Genomic DNA, 19,657 nt, shown 5'->3' on the forward strand with positions numbered 1-19,657 from the left:
TGACGTGGCGGATCGCGTACGCGTCCGCTTCAACTCTCGGAGAAGACATGCGCAAGCCTCGCAAGACCGCTGTCGTGGCCATCCTTCTCGGCACCATCGGCTTCCTCGGCACCGGCACCGCCTACGCCCACGGGCAGGGACACGGGCACGGGCACGGGCACGGACACGGACACGCCCACGCACGCGGGCACGAAGGTCGAGAGAGCAGCGAGACTGTCCTCATCAACCAGAGCACCTCCTGCACGACGGCCGAAGAGAACGTCGACGTACAGGGCGAGTCCGGATTCGAGAACGGCCGAGAGGGCAATCAGTTCAACGGCAAGGGCTCACCTGGCTCGCAGACCACCAACGTCGGCTCAAGCCTGGGGTGCAACAACACGCTCGTCCTCGGCAAGTAGCCCACACAGTCCCGGCGCCGAGCCGCACGCTCGGCGTCGGTGCCCCGGTGGTCGAGGCAGCTGGTGGCGAGCCGGGCATGGCGCCGAGAGCGCCAGAACGGTGGTGGCTATATGCGCGCACGATCACACTGGCGCAGCCGCGGAGGCCACCCTCACGGGTGGCCTCCGTGCCGTTCGCATCAGGTGCATCGGTTGGTGTGCCTGACGTCGAGGACGAAGCGCTCCGGGGAGTGGAGCTTGTAGGTGTGGTAGACGGGCTTGGTGTGGAAGGCGGTCCCGAAGCTGACCACGCCCTCGAAGTCACTGGTCAGGGCGAGGCCCTCGAGCTGGGGGAGATGGATCTTCACCAGCCGGGGTCCTCGATAGACCGACTGTCCGGCCGCATTGTGTGCGGCGGCCGGAGAGAGCTTGATCTGAAGAAAATGCTTGCCGGGCAACGGGACCCGCTTGGCGGAGGGGTCGTAACGCAGTTCCTTGACCGGCTGCACGGTGACCGAGGGCATGCTGCCCCGTACATCGATGACGAGCCGATCGAAGGTGCAGTGCCCGCCCCATCGGGCGTTGACGACGAGTGCGGTGGCTGGGGCCTTGCTGGATGCCCCGGTCTGCCTGGCGGCCACCGCGGGAATCGCGGCACCGACGGCAGTGATGAGAACAAGCCCCGCAGCGACGGCCGTGCGGCGCAAATGGTGGTGCATGTGGTCCCCCGATCTTTCCTGGACGGGGACAGTGCTTTCACCATGAGAGACATCCGACCGAGCCGTACGGTTGCATCGCTTTTTCTGGGCGTGGTCAGCGATTGTGGTTGAGCCGGTCGCCCGGAATCACGTCGCGAACATGGTCGAGGTCTTCTGCCGTCCGGCCACGGGCCAGAAGCGCGAGCGATCCGCCACACGATGTGCCGCGTCTTCTTGTCGGCGTCTGCTGCTGCCAGAGAGACCGATGGCATGATCACGGGATGATCAGCGAACATGTTCAGCCCAGTTCCGGGAAGTATGTCCTGTTTGATGTCGACGGCACGTTGATCGACGCGGTGGACAACCAGCGTCAGGTCTGGAAGACGTGGGCGGGTCGATACGGGCTGGATCCTGACGTGGTTTACGAGCTGGCGCTGCGGACGCGGCCGATGGAGACCTTCGCGGCGGTCGCCCCGGACCGGGACCCACAGGAGTGCCTGGCTGTGTTGCATGAACTGGAGGACGAGGACGTTCGGTCAGGTGTCTACGACGCTTTCGATGGTGCGTCCCAGCTGCTGTCCACCCTGCCTTCGGGGTGCTGGGGGCTGGTGACGTCCAACTATGAGCATCGGGTGCGTGGACGGTTCGCCCGGACCGGCCTGTCGGTTCCCGGCGTGCTCGTGGATGCCGCCGCCGTCGACGAAGGCAAGCCATCGCCGGTCCCCTATTTGCTGGCCGCTGAGCGACTTGGTGCCAAGCCGGAGGACTGCCTGGTCATTGAGGACGCGCCGTCCGGCATTGAGTCCGGGCGGCGGGCCGGGATGACGGTGTGGGGAGTCAACACTCCGGTCGCGGTGGACGGCGTGCACCGCCACTTCGAGAGCCTGCGCGAGGCGCTACCCGACATCCTCGCCTTCGTCGCCAGAGGCTAGGCGCAGGTCGATCCAGGGCACGGTGTCGCCCTCGCGCAGCAGATAACGCTCAAGCTCGACGAAGCCGTGCTGGTGGGCGAAGCGCAGCCCGTCCGGGTTGGAGGCCAGTACGACGGTCTCGATCACCTGGGCGTCCAGTGCGCGGGCCTGGCCCAGGGCGCGCTCGTAGAGTTGGGTGCCGAGGCCGCGGCGGCGGTACTCGGGCAGGACGCGCGCGATGGCCGTGGCGGTGGCGCCGTTGTCCTCGGTGGGCGGGCGCACGGTGGTGCAGCCGATCAAAACGTCGCCGAGGTACGCGACCTCCATGCGGTTGCGGCCGGCGCGGGCCCGGACGTCGTCGAGCGACAGCACGTCGCCGGGGATGATCACATTGTGGACGTACTGCCAGTCGTGGATCGAGGCGTCGTCGTCCACCACTTGGATGCGAAGGTCGGACACCGGCCCAGCAAACAGGTGCCCGCCGTGACCCGTCAAACGAAATTGCTGTGAGAGGAAGTGCAGGTCAGCCAGCCCCGTCAGGAGCGCCCACAGCCCAGCCGATGCGTGGCCGGCCAGGCTCGGCCTTGACAACTTCGACTCGGCCCTGTGTCGGTCGTGTTCGTGAGGCCGCGGGGTAACGGCTTCACGGCGCCGGGTCTGTGCGCCGAAGACCGGGGAGTGCGGCGGGGGTTGCCCAGCCGCGCAGTACGGCATCAATCGTCGACCGAAACGCGGTCTCGGCTGCGGTGCCGTCGAGGCCGCCGGCGAGTTCGAGGGTCACGAGCCCGTGCAGGGCGACCCACAACGAGACGGCGATCTGTGTGGTGTCGCCCGCGAGGATGCGGTCCGCCACGGCGCGGTCGATCGCCGCGACAAGCGGCCGCACCGGGTCGCGGTCACCGACCCGCTGCGACGGGACGAAGGACTGCGCGCCACCGAACAGCACCATGTACAGGTGGCGGTGTTCGCGTCCCCAATGGCGGTACGCCACGGCCAACGCGTACAGATCCTCCAGGGCGGCCTCCGAGCTGGGAACGGCCGTCAGGTCTTGGAACAAGCCGGCGACCGCCTGGTCGCGCACCTCGCGGATCAGTCCGTCCTTGCCCTGGAACAAGGTGTACACCGCCGCCGTCGACGTTCCGGCGGCGGCGGCCAGTGCGCGGACAGTGATCGACTCCTGGGGACGGGTTGCGAACATCTCGGTCGCGCATGCCACGAGCCGTTCTCTGACGGCGGCGTCGTTCGTCCTCGGCCTTCCCATGGGAAGCAGTCTACCTATGCTGATAACATCGTTTCAAAACTGCGTTTCAAAACGACGTTTCAGAATAGCTGGGAGCGATCAACATGCCACCGTCCGTCATACGTTCCTTGCGCTTCACGGGCCGCCTGCTGGCGGCTACCGCCGCGGCGGTGGGGCTCGTCGCCCTCTTCCTGGCATTGATCGTCGCCACCGACGGTGCGGGATCGGGGTTCCCCGCATGGTCCGCGACTGTCGGGGTCGCGGTCATCGCGGCGCTGTGGCGGGGCCGCCGCCGCTCCTGGCGGGGACGGCTGGTCCCCTTCCTGCCGGTGCTCGTCGCAGCGGCCCTGACCCTGTCGGTGTGCGTCCCCACCGTCCCCACGACGCGCCGCTACCCGCCCGCCCTGGCGTTCGTGACCACCGAGCACTGGCGCCTGTCGACCGGCAGCCGGGTCGCGGTCTACCACTACCCGCCCACCGGCAACAACCCCCGGCTTCGCGTGCCACTCGTCTACCTCAACGGCGGGCCGGTGCGCGGAATCTCGGTGCTCGACCACCACTTCCTGCAGCGGCTCGCGGGCCAGGGCTACGACGTGTACGCCTACGAGCAGGCCGGCGGTGGACGCAGCGACCTGCTGCCCATGAACCAGTACTCGATCACCCGGTCCGTCCATGACCTCGGCGCCTTCGTCGGCAAGCTCGGCAAGGGGCGCGTCGACGTGCTGGGATTCTCCTCGGGCGCGGTCGTGCTCACCCGCGCGCTGGCCGACCGGGCCATCGCCGCGCACCTGCGCCGGGCGGTCATCGCCGAGCCAGGCCCGATGGACGGTCCAACCGCCCGGATCGCGGGGCAGAAGGGCCGACCGTCAGCCCGCGGCATCGCACCGGCCATGACCGGACCGCGCTCCACACACAACCCGCGGTACGCGGTCGCGTTCGGCCTCATGCGGCTCGGACTGCTCAGCCCTGGCAACGGGCTGGTAGGGCAGGCTGAGGGTGACAACGCCTTCACCGCCGCCGATCTCGGCAGCGACACCGCGTCCGCCTACTGCGCGCGGGACGCGCACCGCATCCCGATCGAGGACACGGCGCGGAACTTCTCCTTCAGCGCCGCCGCCAGCCTCCGCATCCAGCAAACAATCAAGGACTCCCCGTCCATCGCCCCTCAGCTGAGGCACTCCCGGACACCCGCGATGCTGATGATCGCCGAGTGCTCCTCCCAGGTCCGGCAGTGGGCGACAACCATCCTCGCGGACAACCCCGCCATCCAGCGCACCCAGTACATGCCCAGCGTCGGCCACCACATGTGGAATGGGCTGGGTGACAACGACCGACGAGCAGCAGCCGTCATTACCGCATTCCTCCAAGACAAGCCCGCACCGCTGCCCGACTACCCGACCCGAGCCGATGTCCCGGCCTTCCTCCGTGACCACAAGTAAGCGGGCAGGCCCCTAGGTCGCGTCCGCAAAGTGGCTGACCACGCCATGGTCACGGTCACCCTCGCCTGCCTACGACTCCGGCTGCCCGGCAGTGCGGACACGACCCGGGATGATGTGCCGTGCCGTGTCACTCGCCTCCCGCAGAAAGGCCACGGTGGACGCTCGCTCTGCATCACCGAGCTCCTGGAAGGCCGCGACGCTCTCCTGAGCATTGATGACAGCCTGCTCGAACGCCGTCACCGCCTCGGCCGGGCGCCCGTGGTCTGCCAAGAGGGACCCGTGCGCGATGTCGGACAGGACTTTGCCGTAGACGCGACCCGTCAGCGACATCGGCGGGCGTTGAGCCGGGCGGCCTGGCGGGTCAGGTGGTCGCGTTCGGCGAGGTTGGGTGCCTTGTGGGCCGCTTCGGCGTACAGCCGTGCCGCCGTCGCCGGGTCGCCGTCGCGCTCGTGGAGGTACGCCGCCACCGCGGTGTGGCGGGGCAGGGAGGCGTCCAGCTCCGCGAGTGCGCCCAGGCCGGCGCGCGGTCCGTCCGCCTCGCCGACGGCGACCGCGCGGTTGAGCCGGACGACCGGGCTGTCGGTCAGGCGCACGAGTTCGTCGTACCACTCGACGATCTGCACCCAGTCGGTCTCGGCGGCGGTGGGCGCATCGGCGTGGAGGGCGGCGATGGCGGCCTGGGCCTGGAACTCGCCCAGCCGGTCGCGGGCGAGGGCGGCCTGGAGGATCCCGATGCCCTCGGCGATCGACTCGGTGTCCCACCGGCCGCGGTCCTGCTCGGCGAGGGGCACCAGGCTGCCGTCGGGTGCGGTGCGGGCGGCGCGGCGCGCGTGGTGGAGCAGCATGAGGGCGAGCAGCCCGGCCACCTCGGGGTGGTCGACTGCCGCCGCGAGCTGCCGGGTGAGCCGGATGGCCTCGGCGGCGAGGTCGACATCACCGGAGTAGCCCTCGTTGAAGACCAGGTAGAGGACGCGCAGCACGGTGGCCACGTCGCCGGGCCTGTCGAAACGCACACCGGAGACGGTGCGCTTGGCCCGGCTGATGCGCTGCGCCATGGTCGCCTCGGGCACCAGGTAGGCCCGGGCGATCTGGCGGGTGGTGAGCCCGCCGACAGCACGCAGGGTGAGTGCAACCGCGGACGAGGGCGTCAGCGACGGGTGGGCGCACAGGAAGTAGAGCTGGAGTGTGTCGTCCGCCGCGGCCGCGGGCCCGGGTGCCGGTTCCTGGTCCAGGAGGTCCTCGCGCCGGCGGCGGGCGGTGTTCGCGCGGGCCGCGTCGAGGAAGCGGCGCCAGGCTACGGTGATCAGCCAGCCCTTCGCATCCCGCGGCGGGTCGGTGGGCCAGACGCGAACGGCCTCGAGCAGCGCGTCCTGCACGGCGTCCTCGGCCGCCGCGAAGTCGGCTCCGCGGCGGACGAGTATGGCGAGCACGCTCGGCGTGAGGCTCCTGAGCAGGACCTCGTCCATCGGTGACATCACTCCGTGATGGTGGGCGGCGCGGCCAGGAACGGGCGCACCTCAAGCCACTCGTGGATCGGCTTGCCACCCGCCCCGGGGGCGGCCGACAGCTCCCCGGCCAGCTCGACGGCGCGCTCGTAGCCGTCGACGTCGATGATCATCCAGCCGGCGATGAGGTCCTTGGTCTCGGCGAACGGCCCGTCGGTGACCGGCGGACGCCCCTCACCGTCGTACCGGACCCACGCTCCTTCGGGGGCGAGCGCCTGACCGTCGACGAACTCGCCGGTCTTCTCCAACCGGGCCGCGAAGTCCTGCATGTACTGCACGTGCGCCGAGATCTCCTCCGGCGTCCACTGGTCCATGGGCACGCCGTTCACCGGAGCCGGGGCGCCGCGGTAGTGCTTCAGCAGCAGGTACTTGGCCATCGTGGTTCTCCTCGGTGCTGGTGCGACCCATTGTGGTCGCGTTCACCCCGGGGACGGAGCCGGTCACGGATTCTCGACATCGCCGTCCAACATTTTCCGTCCCACATTTTTCAGGGCCTCTGAGTCGATCACGCCCGCAGGGGCCGGCGGGCTGGGGCCCGCCCCCGCACGTAGCCGCGTGGGACGGCGATGGGCATACTGTCGGCTGATCGCTTGATCGTCGCGGGGTCACCCGTCCCGGGACCGGCTGGGGAGCGGCGGTCTCCGGAAACACGGGGAGTGGGGGATTGTCGTGGGGCTGATGGACCGCATCCGCGGTGAGTTCATCGACATCATCGAGTGGACCGACGACGGCCGGGACACCATCGTGTGGCGCTTTCCGCGCCACGGCAACGAGATCAAGATGGGCGCCCGGCTCGTGGTGCGCGAGTCGCAGGTGGCCGTCTTCGTCAACGAGGGCCGGCTGGCCGACGTCTACCAGCCCGGCACGTACACCCTCACGACCCAGAACATGCCGGTCCTGTCGACACTGAAGGGCTGGAAGCACGGCTTCGAGTCGCCGTTCAAGGCCGAGGTCTACTTCGTCACCACCCGGCAGCTCACCGACTTCAAGTGGGGCACCCAGAACCCGGTGATCCTGCGGGACGCCGACTTCGGCATGGTCCGCGTCCGTGCCTTCGGCACCTTCGCCGCCAAGGTGGTGGACGCCGCCGCGCTGCTGCGCGAACTGGTGGGCACCGACCCGCAGTTCCGCACCGAGGAGGTCGGCGAGCACCTGCGGCAGCTGATCGTCTCCAAGCTGGGCTCCGCGCTGGGCTCGTCCGGCGTGCCGCTGCTGGACCTCGCCGCCCGACAGGACGGCATCGGACAGCAGCTGGCCCAGGCGCTGACCCTGGAGCTGTCCTCCACCGGCATGGCCATCCCCCGGTTCTACATCGAGAACATCAGCGTCCCGCCGGAGATCGAGGCGGCGATCGACACCCGCTCCCGGATGACGATCACCGGCAACCTGGACGACTACGCCAAGCTCCAGGCGGCCGACGCGATTGCGATCGCCGCCGCCAACCCCGGCACCGGCGGCGACGCCCTCGGGCTCGGCGTGGGCATGGCGCTGGGCCAGCGGATCGTGCAGAGCACGTCCGGTGCGGCGGCTCCCTCGGCCCCGGTGACGCAGGCCCCGGCGCAGCCCGCTCCCGCCGGCGCCGACGTCCCGCCGCCGCTGCCCACCGCGCCGCGCTGGTTCCTCGCGGTCGGCGGACAGCAGCAGGGTCCGTACGACGAGAGCGCGCTGGCCGGGCAGGTGGCGGCCGGCAACCTGACCCGTACCACGCTGGTCTGGCGCAGCGGGCAGACCGCCTGGCAGCCCGCGGACCAGGTCCCGGAGCTGGCGCGGCTGCTCGCCGACGTCCCGCCGCCGCTGCCCCCGCAGGGCTGAGATCCGCCACCCGGAATCTTCCGGCAACAGGTCACAAGGAGAAGTGAGTTGACGGATCAGGACGTCGCGTCGGCGCCCGACCGGGCGTTCCAGTGCGAGGCGTGCGGCGGCGTCAGCGAGTACGCGCCGGGGACGTACGCGCTGCGCTGCACGTACTGCAAGCACGAGCAGGACATCACGCCGATACCGCGGCAGGTGGCCGAGCATCCGATCGAGGAGCTGGCCGCGCTGCCCCGCCGGGCATCCGTGCCGGGCCGGGTGAAGGTGTACACGTGCCCCGGCTGCCGTGCGGTGACCGAGAGCGACACGCTCAGCGACAAGTGCCAGTTCTGTGCCACCCCGCTGGTCGCGGACGCCTCCGGCACCGAGCGCGTGGTCCCCGAGGCGGTACTGCCCTTCGGGGTGGGCCGCGAGCAGGCCCGTGACGCGCTGGCGGAGTGGACCAGGTCCCGCTGGTTCGCGCCCAACGAGCTGAAGAGGGTCACCGAGGCGGAGACCTTCCAGGGCAGCTACCTGCCGCACTGGACGTACGACGCGCAGACCACCACCCAGTACACCGGCGAACGCGGCGAGCACTACTGGGTGGAGGAGGAGGACTCCGAGGGCCGCACCCGGCAGGTGCGGCACACCCGCTGGCACCGCACGTCCGGGACGGTCGGCCGGTTCTTCGACGACGTGCTGGTGCCCGGCAGCGGCCAGGTGCCGGTGGAGGAACTGGACAAGCTGGCCCCCTGGCCGCTGGAGGAGACGGTTCCCTACCAGGAGGAGTACCTGGCGGGCTTCCGTACCGTCCGGTACGACGTCGAGCCGGAGGCCGGCCTGGAGTCGGCGAAGGCGCGGATGGCGCCGGTGATCCGTGCCGACTGCAAGCGGGACATCGGCGGCGACGAGCAGCGGGTGCACTCGATGTCCACCTTCTACAGCAGCCTCACCTACAAGCTGGTGCTGCTGCCCGTCTGGTTCCTGACCTACGTCCACGCCGGCAAGGCGTGGCCGGTGATGGTCAACGCCCGTACCGGCGAGGTCATCGGCGAGCGGCCGTACAGCGCGGTGAAGATCACCCTGGCGTCGGTGGGCGGCGCGCTGCTGATCGCCCTGGTGGTGCTGCTCGTGGTGATGCTGCGCAACTGAGGACGCCGCCCCGTCCCCGGCGACCCGTGGCGCTGCCCCGCACATCCGTCCGGACGGCTCCGGCACGGCGGCATCTGCCACTCGGGCAACGGGCGAAGGCGTGGCCTTCACGGGGCAGCCGGGCACGCGAGCAGCCGTCAGTGTTCCTTCGGCCCTGACAGGTCGATGTCGTGGACCGGGAGGTCCGGGGTGGCGGCGACCGTATGCAGCAGTCGTGTGAAGCGGGTGCAGAGGGCCTCGACGGTGGACCGGTCGAACAGTTCGGTCCGGTATTCGACGACACCGTCGAGGCCGTGGCAGGTGCCGTCGGCGTCCCGCCGCTCGAACAGGCCGAAAGTCAGGTCGAACCCGGCGGAACCCCTGCCGACCAGGTCCACCGTGGCGGACACGCCCGGCAGCTCCAGCCTGTCGGGAAGGGACGGTGTGAGCACCAGCATCACCTGGAACAACGCCCGGCCGAACACGGCGTGCCCGCTCGCCGCCCGCCGTGGCGCCTGCGCCTCCACGACCAGGTCGAAGGGCACGTCCTGGTGGGCGAAGGCCGCGAGGTCGGCCCGCGTGACCCGGCCGAGCAGCTCGCGGAAGGTCGGCTCTCCGGAGGTGTCGGTACGCAGTACGAGCGTGTTCACGAAGAAGCCGACGAGACCATCGAGCTCCGCGTCCGCGCGGTCGGACACCGCCGTGCCGATCGGGATGTCCGTACCCGCGCCGAGGCGGGTGAGCAGCGCGGCCAGTGCGGCGTGCGCCACCAGGAAGAGGCTGGCCTGCTCGGCCGCGGCCACCTCCAGGAGCTGCCCGTGTACGTCTGCGGGGACGGTGAAAGCCACCGTGTCGCCGGCGCTGTGCACCGGGCGCCCGGACGGCGCCTGCTCCGTACGGTCGGTGGGTAGCGGGACGCGTTCCGGCAGACCGGCCAAGGTCTTGTTCCAGTAGGCGAGCTGACCGGACCGCAGGGCGCTGGGCTCGTCGTCGGTGCCGAGCAGTTCACGCTGCCACAGGGTGAAGTCGGCGTACTGGATGGGCAACGACGGCCAGCCCGGGGCGTCACCGCTGACGCGGGCCCGGTACGCGGTGCCGAGGTCGTCCAGCAGCCGCCGCAGCGAGGCCCGGTCGCAGGCGATGTGGTGGATCAGCAGGAGCAACGTCTGCGTGTGCGAGGCCTCGGTGGTGAAAAGGACTGCCCGCATGGGCAGTTCGCTCTCCAGGCGGAAGGGGCGGCCGGCCGCGGCGTTCAACGCATCCGGCAGCCGGTCCGGGGCGACGGGTTCGACGGTGAGTGCCGGGCGCGCGGCCGTGACCGGCAGGATGTGCTGGACCGCCTGGCCGTCCCGCTGCTCGATGAGGGTGCGCAGGGTTTCGTGCCGGGCCGTGAGGTCGCCCAGGGCGGCACGGAGCGCCTCCTGGTCCAGCTCGCCCTCCCAGCGCAGCACCAGGGGAACGTTGTAGGTGCTGTCGGGGCCGGCGAGCCTGTGCAGGAACCAGAAGCGCCGTTGGCCGAAGGAGAGCGGGACCGGCTCGGGGCCGCGGTCCTCGGCCAGCGGGAGCGGGAGGACGGGCCGGGGCCCCGGTGCCACGGAGGTGACGCCCGGATGCGTCGTGTCGCCCAGATGAGCGGCGAGCCCCGCGACGGTCGGGTGGGCGAAGACATCCCTGACATCCAGCTCCTCCCGGGCGCCGAGACCGGCTCGGCGCACCATGGTGACCAGCCGTGTCGCGAGCAGGCTGTCACCCCCGAGGTCGAAGAAGTCGTCGTCGGCACCCACCTGCTCCACGGCGAGCAGATCGGCGTACAGCCCGGCCAGTTCGGCCTCCAGTGGCGTGCCCGGGGCTCGTGACGGCGTGTGCGCGCGGGCGCGGGGGGAAGGGAGCGCCGCCCGGTCCAGCTTCCCGTTGGGGGTGACCGGCAGCCTGTCGAGCGGGACGAACAGGGACGGCACCAGATGCGCCGGAAGCCGCTCGCGCAGCCATTCCCGCAGCCGGGCAAGAGCCGGCTCGGGGTGGTCCGCCGCCGTCTCACGGGTGAGGACCACGTAGGCCACCAACTGTGCGGCCGCGTCGGCTCCCTGTTCGCCGGCCGCCTTCGTGCGGGCCGGATCCCGCGGAACGCCGGAGCTCGCCAGCACGGCGCCGCCCGCCACGCCGGGGGCGGCCAGCAGCGCCGCCTCGGTCTCGGCCGGTTCGATCCGGAAGCCACGGATCTTGACCTGGTTGTCCGTCCTGCCGAGGTACTCCAGTGAGCCGTCACGCCGGGCGCGTACGAGGTCGCCCGAGCGGTACAGCCGGGACCCGTCGGGGCCGAAGGGGTCGGCGACGAAACGCTGCGCCGTCAATGCCGAACGGCGCAGATAGCCCCTGGCCACACCGGAACCCGCGACATACAGTTCACCGGCCACCCCGGGGGGCACCGGGCGCAGCCGGTCGTCCAGCACATACAGCCGGGTACCGGCGAGGGCCTTGCCGATCGGGACGGCCCGCGCCGTGCCATGGTCGCGGTCCAGGTCGAGCCGGGTCGAGAGGACCGCGGTCTCGGTGATGCCGTACATGTTGACCAGGGCGGGCGCGGAGCCCTGGTGCCGCTCGTACCAGGAACGCACGACGGCAGGGGAGAGCGCCTCACCGCTGAAGATGACCCAGCGCAGGGCCAAGTCCCGCCCCTGCTCCGGATCTTCGGCGTCGGCCTGCTCCAGCGACCGGAAGGCGGAGGGCGTCTGATTGAGCACCGTCACACGCTCCCGCACCAGCAGGTCGAGAAAGGCGCGGGGGGAGCGGCGCACCTCGCGGGGGACGACCACCAGTCGGCCACCGTGCGCGAGGGCGCCCCACATCTCCCACACGGAGAAGTCGAAGGCACAGGAATGGAACATCGCCCAGGTGTCGTCGGGGCCGAAGCCGAACTCGGCGGCTCCCTCCTGCAGCAGCGCCACCGGACCGCGGTGCGGGACCACCACGCCCTTGGGGCGGCCGGTGGATCCGGAGGTGTAGATGACGTATGCGGCATGGTCGGGCGTCAGCGGCTCCGTGCGGTCCGCGTCGGTCAGGTCGGCGTCGCTCATCGCCGACGCGGCCGCGGCAGCTCCCGTCGGGTCCGTCCCGGACAGAACGCATACCGGCTGGGCGTCGGCGAGGATCCGCTCCGTGTGCTCCGGCGGCCATTCCGTGTCGAGCGGGAGGTAGGCCGCGCCGGTCTTGGACACCGCCAGGATCGCGGTGACCAGATCCTCGGAGCGCGGGAGCAGGACGGCGACGGTGCGTTCGGGTCCTGCGCCGCGCTGGATCAGCGTCCTGGCCAGCCGATTGGCGCGCGCGTTGAGCTCCGCATAGGTGAGCTGCTGGTCGCCGTGGCCGACCGCCGGGGCGTGCGGAGTATGCGCAGCCCAGTGTTCGAACAACTCGGGGAGTGTACGCGGCGAGGGGGGTGCGGGGGTGGCGATGCGCGGTACGAGCAGCCTGCGCTCTTCCGGTGCCAGCAGATCCAGCTCTCCGACAGGGCGCCGGGGGTCGTCGATCAGCTGGTCGAGCAGGCGTACGCAGCGGTCGGCCTCGGCGGCGACCTCCTCGGGCTCGTACCGTCCGGCCTCGGCGTGCGCTTCCACCATCAGGCCGACCCGGCCGCGTGCCGGCCTGATCACGAGGGAGAGGTCCTCCACCGCGCCGGTGTTGAGCTGCCGCAGGGTCATCGGCCGCCCGGCGAAACTGCGGCCGAAGCTGAACGGAACGATGTTCGCGGTCAGCTGGTACGGCGCGTGCGCGGACCCGGTGAAGCCGAGGTCGCGGCGGAGGTCCTCGTACCGATAGCGCTGGTGGTCGACGGCGAGGGTGGTCGCCTCGCCGACGGTCCGGATCAGTTCGGCGGCCGACCGGCGCAGGTCTACCGGTACCCGCAGCAGGAGCACGTTCGACGCCGCGCCGGTCACGGCACCCGCCGTCTTGGGGGTGCGGCCGGCGACCGGGAACCCCACGACGGTCTCCTCGCCCCCGCCGGTACGGGCATGGTCCAGCAGGACGGCGGAGGTGGTCGCCAGCACCGTCCAGGGGACGTCGAGCTCGCGTGCGCGTGCGCGGAGGGCGGCCAGCCGGTCCTCGGGCATCCGGGACGCACCGCGCACCGGTGCCCCGCCCGTCCGGCCGGGTATGTCCCGGTCGGGTGCGGCGGGCCGGGACATACCCGGCCGGACGGCTCCCGGCCAACCGGCCATCTTCGCCGTCCAGAACTCACGGTCGGCCTCGAAACCGGGCGTGGAGCGGTAGGCCCGCTCGGCCTTGAGCAGGGTGTCCAACGGCACCTGGTGGCCGGGCTGCGGGAACTCGCCGCGCTCCAATGCGGCGTAGATCTCGCCGAGCCGTCGGGCGAACAGTGCCAGGCCGAAGCCGTCCACCACCAGGTGGTGGACGAGCAGATACCAGCAGACCCGGTCCTTGGAGAGACGCAGGAACGCGGTCCTGAACACCGGACCGTTCTCCAGGTCGAGGGGGCGGGGGATGTCGGCCCGCATCCAGTCCAGCGCGGCGGCCATCGGTGCGGGTTCCCGCTGGACGTCGACGACCGGTATGTGCCAGGCGGGCAGGGGGCCGGCCCATTGCCTCGGCTCCCCGGAGGCCGTGACGGCGAACCGGGACCTGAACGGCTCGGTCTCCGTCACGGCGAACCGGAAAGCCGCCTCGTACAGCTCCGGATCGAGATCTCCGGCGATCTCGAACACACTCGCCAGCTGGTACCGGACCGGAGGCGCCAGCTGCTGCGCCCACCAGATCCCGTGCTGCATCGTGGTGAGCGGCATCGACGGGTGATCCGCCGGGTGCACATGCTCTGGCTCGTTCCTCACGGAGTGTTCACCGACCCCTTCTGTGGTGCCGTGGCGGCCCACTGTTCGACGAGGACGCGGCCGACGTCGCGGAGCGCGGCGGGGTGTCCCATCTCCATGTGTGTGCAGTCGACCGGCAGGACCTCGAGCGCCCCCTTGATCAGCGGACGCCACAGGCCGAGCGCGGTCTCGGGCGAGTGGTCCCGCGCGGTGAACATGACGGCGTCCCCGCCGAACGGGCGAGGCTTGTGCAGGACGGCGACCCGCGCGTTGTTGGTGAAGGTCCGGGCCAGCGCGGCGATCCGCTGCTCGTCGAACGAGGCCAGCGACCCCTCCTGCGCACGGGCGATCTCCACGAGCCGCGGATACGTCAGCGACTCACCCGCCCACAGGGAGGGGTCGTAGCCGAAATGCTCCAGGAGCATCGCGAGGACGTCCCGGCCGGCGACCGAACCCGGCGCTGCCTCGGCCGAGGCAGCGGCGTCGGCGACGTCCGCGTCCATGGGGTAGGCGTCCAGCATCGCCAGCGTCTCCACCGACTCGCCGCTCTCCTCCAGCAGCACCGCCATCTCGTGGGCGACCACCCCTCCGAAGGACCAGCCGAGGAGGTGGTACGGGCCCGTGGGCTGGACGGACCTCACCTGGTCCAGGTAGTCCGCCGCCATCTCCCGCAGGGACGCCGGCAGAGCTTCGGTGCCGTCCAGGCCCCGGGCCTGCAGCCCGTACACCGGCCGGTCGGCGCCGAGCGGCGAGGTGAGTCCCGCGTAGCACCAGGAGAAGCCCGCCGCCGGGTGCACGCAGAACAGGGGCGCCTTGTCGCCCGACTCCCGCAGCGGCAACAGGACTCCGAAGCCGCTCTCGGACGTCTCCTGGATGCCTTGCGACGTGTTGCTCGCGGTGTCGCCGCCCGTCTCGGGCGAGAGGAAGGAACCGACGCTTCTGGCGGGCTCGGCGGCCGCTTCGGTCAACACTGTGGTGAAGCGTTCCGCGAGCGCGACGACGCACTCGCGGTCCAGCGGGTGGTTCTCGAACGCCACTACGGTGTCGAAGGAGCCGCCCACGCCGGTGATCTGACGGAGCTCGCCGAGACCGATGTGCTGGTCCGGCAGCAGCGCGGCCTGCTCCTGTTGCAGCCGGCCCAGCAGCGCCCCGAACGATTCCGCCGGGTCCAGCCGCACCCGGGTGGGCACCATGTTGGTGAAGGACCCGGCCCTGGTCTCCGCTGCGGCGAGCTCCGCCGGGCGGCCGGAGAAGACCGAGCCGAACACTATGTCGGTGCTGCCGGTCTCCTGCCCCATCAGGATGGCCCACACCGCCTGGAGCAAGGTGTCGGTCGTGACGCCATGCCTGCGCGCCACGTCGGCCGCCGCGGCAGAGGTCTCCACGTCGACCTCGAAGATCATGGTCCTTGGGGCCGGCGGTTCCTCGGAACCCTCCCCGGGCGCCCCTTCGGTGGTGGTGCTCACCCCGTGCAGGGCCGCACGCCAGGCGTCCTGCGCCTTCGTACGGTCCACGGCCTGCGGGCTCTTCGTACGGTTCGCCCCGCGCGCGACCCGGGCCAGCGCTGCGACCGTCTTGTGCTCGAAGACGTCCTGCGGTGTGAGGACGAGACCCACCCGGCGCAGTCGGCTCAGCAGCTGGATCGACATGATGCTGTCCCCGCCGAGGTCGAAGAAGCCGGCGTCCTTCGGTACTTCGGAGAGCCCGAGCACCTCGCCAAACACCCGGGCCACGTGCTCCTCCCGGGCCACGGGGTCCTCACGCGCTCCGTCGGCGGCCGGCGGGTCGGCCTCCAGAGGCCGTACGCCCGTCGGGCGCTTCTCGCGGTCGAGCTTGCCACTGCCCGTACGCGGCAGCACCGAGGCGGCTTTCAGTTCGGCCGGGACCAGATGTGCCGGCAGCCGCTCGGCCGCCCAGTCCCGCAGCGCGTGGCGGCTGGGGATGCGGGCTCCCTCCGCGGGCACCAGGTAGGCCACGAGCCGGGCGTCACCGCTCGCCCCCTTCCGGACACAGGCCATGACCTCGGTGACTGCGGGGTGCCGGGCGATCACCGCCTCCACCTCGCCGAGTTCGATACGGAAGCCGTTGATCTTGACCTGGGCGTCCGCGCGGCCGAGGAAGTCGAGCTGCCCGTCGGGGCGCAGGCGGGCCAGATCACCGGTCCGGTACATCCGCTCGCCGGGCGGGCCGAAGGGGTCGGCGACGAAACGCTCCGCGGTCAGCCCGGGCCGGCGCAGATATCCCCGGGCAAGGCCGTCTCCCGCCAGGTACAACTCGCCCTGACCGTCGGCTGCCACCCGGCGGAGTGCGCTGTCGAGCACGTAGGCGCGTACGTGGCTCAGCGGCCGTCCGATGGGCGGTGCGCCCTCCGGTACCGGGCCGTCGGCCGCCGAGGCGGTGGCATGGACGGTGGCTGCGGTGGCATGGACGGTGGCTTCGGTGGGCCCGTACACGTTCAGCACCCGGGTGCCGGGCATGATCTCCCGGATCCGCGCGGCGAGGGTTGCGGGGAGTGCCTCACCGGTCATCGAGAGCGTCGTGGCCGACACCTCGAGACCGCCGGTCTCGATCAGCTTGGAGAACACCGAAGGGATGGCGCACAGCAGACCGCCCGACCAGCGCGGAGGGTCGCCGTCGAGCAGCGACAGGAGATTGCCGACCAGCTCGACGCTGCCGCCGCCCGCCAGCGCCGGGAAGATCTCGGCCACCGACACGTCGAAGCTGAAGGAGCTCGCCGCCAGCACGTGTGCCAACGACTTGGCGCCGAACTCGGCAGCCGCCCAGTCCACCAGTGCGACCACACCGCGGTGGGGCACCACGACCCCCTTGGGCGTACCGGTGGAGCCCGAGGTGTAGATGACGTACGCGGGATGCGAGGGCAGCAGCGGCTCGGGGCGGTCGGCGTCGGACGGGGCCGTGGGTGACAAGTGCTCCAACTCCCCGGCGATCGCGGGGCAGTCGAGCCGGACGGTCGTGGTCGACCGGCTCACCACATCCGCGACGGACGAGTCGGTGGCGGTGTCGGTCAGCACACAGACGGGTTCCGCGTCCTCGACCATGAAGCGGAGCCGCTCGGCCGGGTAACCGGGGTCGAGCGGCAGGTACGCGGCGCCGGTCTTGAGCACCGCGAGCATCGCCACGAGTGTCCCGGCGCACCGGGGCAGCAGCAGCCCGACGACCGACTCCGGCCCGGCACCCCGGTCGAGCAGGAGCCGGGCCAGCCGGTTGGCACGCTCGTGGAGTTCCGCGTAAGTGAGTTTGTCGTCGGCGCCGATGACGGCGACCGCGTCGGAGTGGCTCCGGGCGGCGCTCTCCAGCAGGTCGGTGAGCGTTCGGCGGGATGCTTCGGAGGCGGTGAGAGTTCGGCGGGCTGTCCCGGAGGCGGTGCCGCTCGTCCAGGAGGGAACGGCCGCCCACTCGTCCGCCGCCGGCAGACCGAAGCTGCCCAGCGGGTACCCCGGACCGGCCACGGCCCGGGACAGCAGACGCCCGAAACGCCTGGCGTGCGCGTCGAGCTCGGCGGCGGAATAGCGATCTGCCGCACCGCTGAGGACGACCCGCAGCCGCCGGTCCACGGGGTCGTCGTCGAGGACGACGCGGATGTCGTGGACCGGGTCGGGCACCAGGTCGCGGACCACCACGGACAGGTCACCGAACCGCACATGGGTCCCGGGGGTGCGGATGTCGGCGATCGGCCCGAACAGCCGGGGCCGATCGTCCGGCGCCCCGGCCTCGCGACACAACTCCCGGTGGCCCAGCCGCTGGTGCCTGACCGCCTCGCGCGACTCCCGGGCGACGTCCTGGACGAGCTCGGCGAAGGTGGCGGTGGACCGTACCGTCAGCCGGAGCGGCACGATGTACTCGCTCGCGTCCGGGACACGCCTGCTCACCCGGCTCGGCCGGCCGTCCATCGGCATGCCGATCACCACGTCCGTGGCGCCGCTCAGCCGGTGGGTGTAGGCCGCCACGGCGGCGCACAGCACCGCCCGTGCCGGCACACCGCCGCAGCGGGCGATGGCACGTACGCGTTCGGTGTCGGTGGTGCCGAGCGTCATCGGCCGGGAGTTCACCGGCGCCCGCAACCAGCCGGCATCCTGGGCGGGAGCGGACGCGAAGGTCACCGGCTCGGGGAGGTCGGCGAGCCGCCGGCGCCAGTGGGCACGGTCGGCTTTCTGCGCGTCAGAACCGGCGTACCCGGCCGCTGCCGAAGCCGGCTGGGCCCGGGTGGCCAGGGCGCCGTCAGCGGCCGAGCGGCCCTCGGCGAGCGCCGTGTACACCTCGGAGACCCGACGGGTGAGCAGCGCACAGCCGAAGCGGTCGACAACGGCGCGGTGGTGTTGGTGGAACCAGTGGTGGAGGTCCGGGCCGAGCCGCAGCAACGCCTGGGTGGACCAGGGCAGCCCGGTCTCCGCGCCGCCTCGCGTGAGCTCCGCTGCCCGCTGGAGCGCCGCGCGTGTCCACGCATCGGCCGCGCCCCGCGGGTCCGCCTCCGTGCTCAGGTCCACCACGGGCAGCGGCAGGCCGTCCGTGATCTCCGGGGCCGGCGGTCCGTCCGGTCCCTCGCCGGCGAAGCGCATCCGCGGTGCTGTGGTCTCGGCCACGACCTGGGCGACCGCCTTGCCCAGCGCGGTGAGGTCCAGGTCGCCGTGGATCTCCACGAGCTGGGCGATGAGGCTGCTGGGGGCGGTGGGCCCCGAACCGGAGTGTCGTACGGCAGGCCAGGCGTCCTGTCCGGCGGCGGACATGCCCGTGGGCGCACCGCGGTGGTCAGCCATGGTCGGTTCCTCCCCGCGCGACGATGTGCTGTGGCGCGTACTGGTAGAAGCCTCTGCCCGACTTGCGTCCCACGTTGCCCTCGGCGACGAGACGGGCCAGCAGGGAGCAGGGCCGGAAGCGGTCCTCGCCGGTATGCCGGCGCAGCACCTCCAGCGAGTCGGCGATGGTGTCGAGACCGATGAGGTCGGCCGTGCGCAACGGCCCCATGGGGTGACCGAAGCAGTCCTGGAAAATGCGGTCCACGGTCTCGGCGTCGGCGGTTCCCTCGCCCAGCACGGCGGCCGCCTCGTTGAGCGTCAGCATCAGCACCCGGTTCGTGACGAAGCCGGGGGCGTCACGCACGACGAGGGCGTGCTTTCCGATGCGGGCGAGGAACGCCTTCGTGCGCTCCACGGTGAGACCGCTGGTCTCCGGCGCGCAGATCACCTCCACGGCGTCCTTGAGCGGCGCCGGGTTCATGAAGTGGGTGCCGATGACCCGGTCGGGGCGGGTGGTGAAGGATCCGAGGCGACCGACCGGGATGCACGAGGTGTTGGACGCGAAGATCGCCTCGGCCCCGCAGATCCGGTCCAGCTCGCTCAGGATCCCCTCCTTGATGTCCTCGTCCTCCCGGGCGCACTCCACCACCAGGAGAGCGACCGCCATGTCGGCGAGCTCGGCGGACCAGGTCACGAGGGACTCGACACGGGAAGCGTGCACGCCCGCCCGCGCCTGCCGGGACCCACGGCGCAGCAGCGCGGCCGCTCTGATCCCGGCGCGGAGCCGAGCCGGCCCCGAGGCCAGGGCCCCGGGATCGTTGTCGACGACGACCACGGGGTGGCCGGCTTCGGCGAAGCACTGCGCCACACCGACCCCCATCGTGCCCGCGCCGACGATGCCCACCAGTGACCCGGCCGGAACGGTCTGCGCGGTCTGTTGAATGTCTGTCTGATCGCCCACTGTGCAGGTCTCCTTCGTCGGCCGAGC

The 19,657-nt window shown here is 71.3% G+C and carries 13 protein-coding genes; 5 read left to right on the forward strand and 8 right to left on the reverse strand.

Annotated elements, in window-relative coordinates; translation table 11 throughout:
* Window positions 1-47 precede the first annotated feature (47 nt).
* The gene (locus tag ACIGXP_RS36605) at window positions 48-398 is read left to right on the forward strand and encodes a hypothetical protein (protein ID WP_363219703.1); all 351 of its coding nucleotides are present in this window, start codon (window positions 48-50) and stop codon (window positions 396-398) included.
* A 179-nt stretch (window positions 399-577) separates the two neighbouring features.
* Here ACIGXP_RS36605 and ACIGXP_RS36610 read toward each other — a convergent pair whose 3' ends face one another.
* Window positions 578-1,018, reverse strand: coding sequence for a hypothetical protein (locus ACIGXP_RS36610; protein WP_363219704.1), 441 nt, complete (start codon window positions 1,016-1,018; stop codon window positions 578-580).
* A gap of 338 nt (window positions 1,019-1,356) precedes the next feature.
* On the opposite strand from ACIGXP_RS36610, the gene ACIGXP_RS36615 reads away from it, so the two are divergent.
* The gene (locus ACIGXP_RS36615) at window positions 1,357-2,007 is read left to right on the forward strand and encodes an HAD family hydrolase (RefSeq protein ID WP_399775840.1); all 651 of its coding nucleotides are present in this window, start codon (window positions 1,357-1,359) and stop codon (window positions 2,005-2,007) included.
* On the opposite strand, the gene ACIGXP_RS36620 is transcribed toward ACIGXP_RS36615, so the two are convergent.
* Together ACIGXP_RS36620 and ACIGXP_RS36625 are read right to left on the reverse strand one after the other, a co-directional pair.
* The gene (locus ACIGXP_RS36620) at window positions 1,972-2,445 is read right to left on the reverse strand and encodes a GNAT family N-acetyltransferase (protein WP_399775842.1); all 474 of its coding nucleotides are present in this window, start codon (window positions 2,443-2,445) and stop codon (window positions 1,972-1,974) included. The genes ACIGXP_RS36615 and ACIGXP_RS36620 overlap by 36 nt on opposite strands.
* A gap of 184 nt (window positions 2,446-2,629) precedes the next feature.
* A complete protein-coding gene (locus tag ACIGXP_RS36625) occupies window positions 2,630-3,247 on the reverse strand; it encodes a TetR/AcrR family transcriptional regulator (RefSeq protein WP_399775844.1) in 618 nt (205 codons plus the stop codon).
* Between the two features lie 107 nt (window positions 3,248-3,354).
* On the opposite strand from ACIGXP_RS36625, the gene ACIGXP_RS36630 reads away from it, so the two are divergent.
* Window positions 3,355-4,665, forward strand: a complete 1,311-nt coding sequence (locus ACIGXP_RS36630) for an alpha/beta hydrolase (RefSeq protein WP_399775846.1) — start codon at window positions 3,355-3,357, stop codon at window positions 4,663-4,665.
* Between the two features lie 320 nt (window positions 4,666-4,985).
* Here ACIGXP_RS36630 and ACIGXP_RS36635 read toward each other — a convergent pair whose 3' ends face one another.
* The gene (locus ACIGXP_RS36635) at window positions 4,986-6,131 is read right to left on the reverse strand and encodes an RNA polymerase sigma factor (RefSeq protein ID WP_399776023.1); all 1,146 of its coding nucleotides are present in this window, start codon (window positions 6,129-6,131) and stop codon (window positions 4,986-4,988) included.
* 8 nt (window positions 6,132-6,139) lie between these two features.
* Window positions 6,140-6,547 (reverse strand): YciI family protein, encoded by a 408-nt coding sequence (locus ACIGXP_RS36640; RefSeq protein ID WP_363219709.1) that lies wholly within the window; start codon window positions 6,545-6,547, stop codon window positions 6,140-6,142.
* 301 nt (window positions 6,548-6,848) lie between these two features.
* On the opposite strand from ACIGXP_RS36640, the gene ACIGXP_RS36645 reads away from it, so the two are divergent.
* Window positions 6,849-7,982: an SPFH domain-containing protein gene (locus ACIGXP_RS36645; protein ID WP_399775849.1), complete on the forward strand. Its 1,134-nt coding sequence runs from the start codon at window positions 6,849-6,851 to the stop codon at window positions 7,980-7,982.
* Window positions 7,983-8,030: 48 nt separating this feature from the next.
* The gene (locus ACIGXP_RS36650; protein WP_399775851.1) at window positions 8,031-9,113 is read left to right on the forward strand and encodes a hypothetical protein; all 1,083 of its coding nucleotides are present in this window, start codon (window positions 8,031-8,033) and stop codon (window positions 9,111-9,113) included.
* A 137-nt stretch (window positions 9,114-9,250) separates the two neighbouring features.
* Here the strand turns inward: ACIGXP_RS36650 and ACIGXP_RS36655 are convergent, their stop codons facing one another.
* Genes ACIGXP_RS36655 through ACIGXP_RS36665 form a run of 3 tightly spaced genes read right to left on the reverse strand, consistent with a single transcriptional unit; the run spans window position 9,251 to window position 19,630 of the window.
* Window positions 9,251-13,936, reverse strand: coding sequence for an amino acid adenylation domain-containing protein (locus ACIGXP_RS36655; protein ID WP_399775853.1), 4,686 nt, complete (start codon window positions 13,934-13,936; stop codon window positions 9,251-9,253).
* Window positions 13,933-18,690, reverse strand: a complete 4,758-nt coding sequence (locus ACIGXP_RS36660; protein ID WP_399775855.1) for an amino acid adenylation domain-containing protein — start codon at window positions 18,688-18,690, stop codon at window positions 13,933-13,935. Before ACIGXP_RS36660 ends, ACIGXP_RS36655 begins: the two co-directional genes overlap by 4 nt.
* The gene (locus ACIGXP_RS36665) at window positions 18,683-19,630 is read right to left on the reverse strand and encodes a 3-hydroxyacyl-CoA dehydrogenase family protein (protein ID WP_399775857.1); all 948 of its coding nucleotides are present in this window, start codon (window positions 19,628-19,630) and stop codon (window positions 18,683-18,685) included. Before ACIGXP_RS36665 ends, ACIGXP_RS36660 begins: the two co-directional genes overlap by 8 nt.
* Between the last annotated feature and the right edge of the window lie 27 nt (window positions 19,631-19,657).

This window comes from Streptomyces sp. NPDC053069 (genome assembly GCF_044546895.1).
GTDB lineage: Bacteria > Actinomycetota > Actinomycetes > Streptomycetales > Streptomycetaceae > Streptomyces.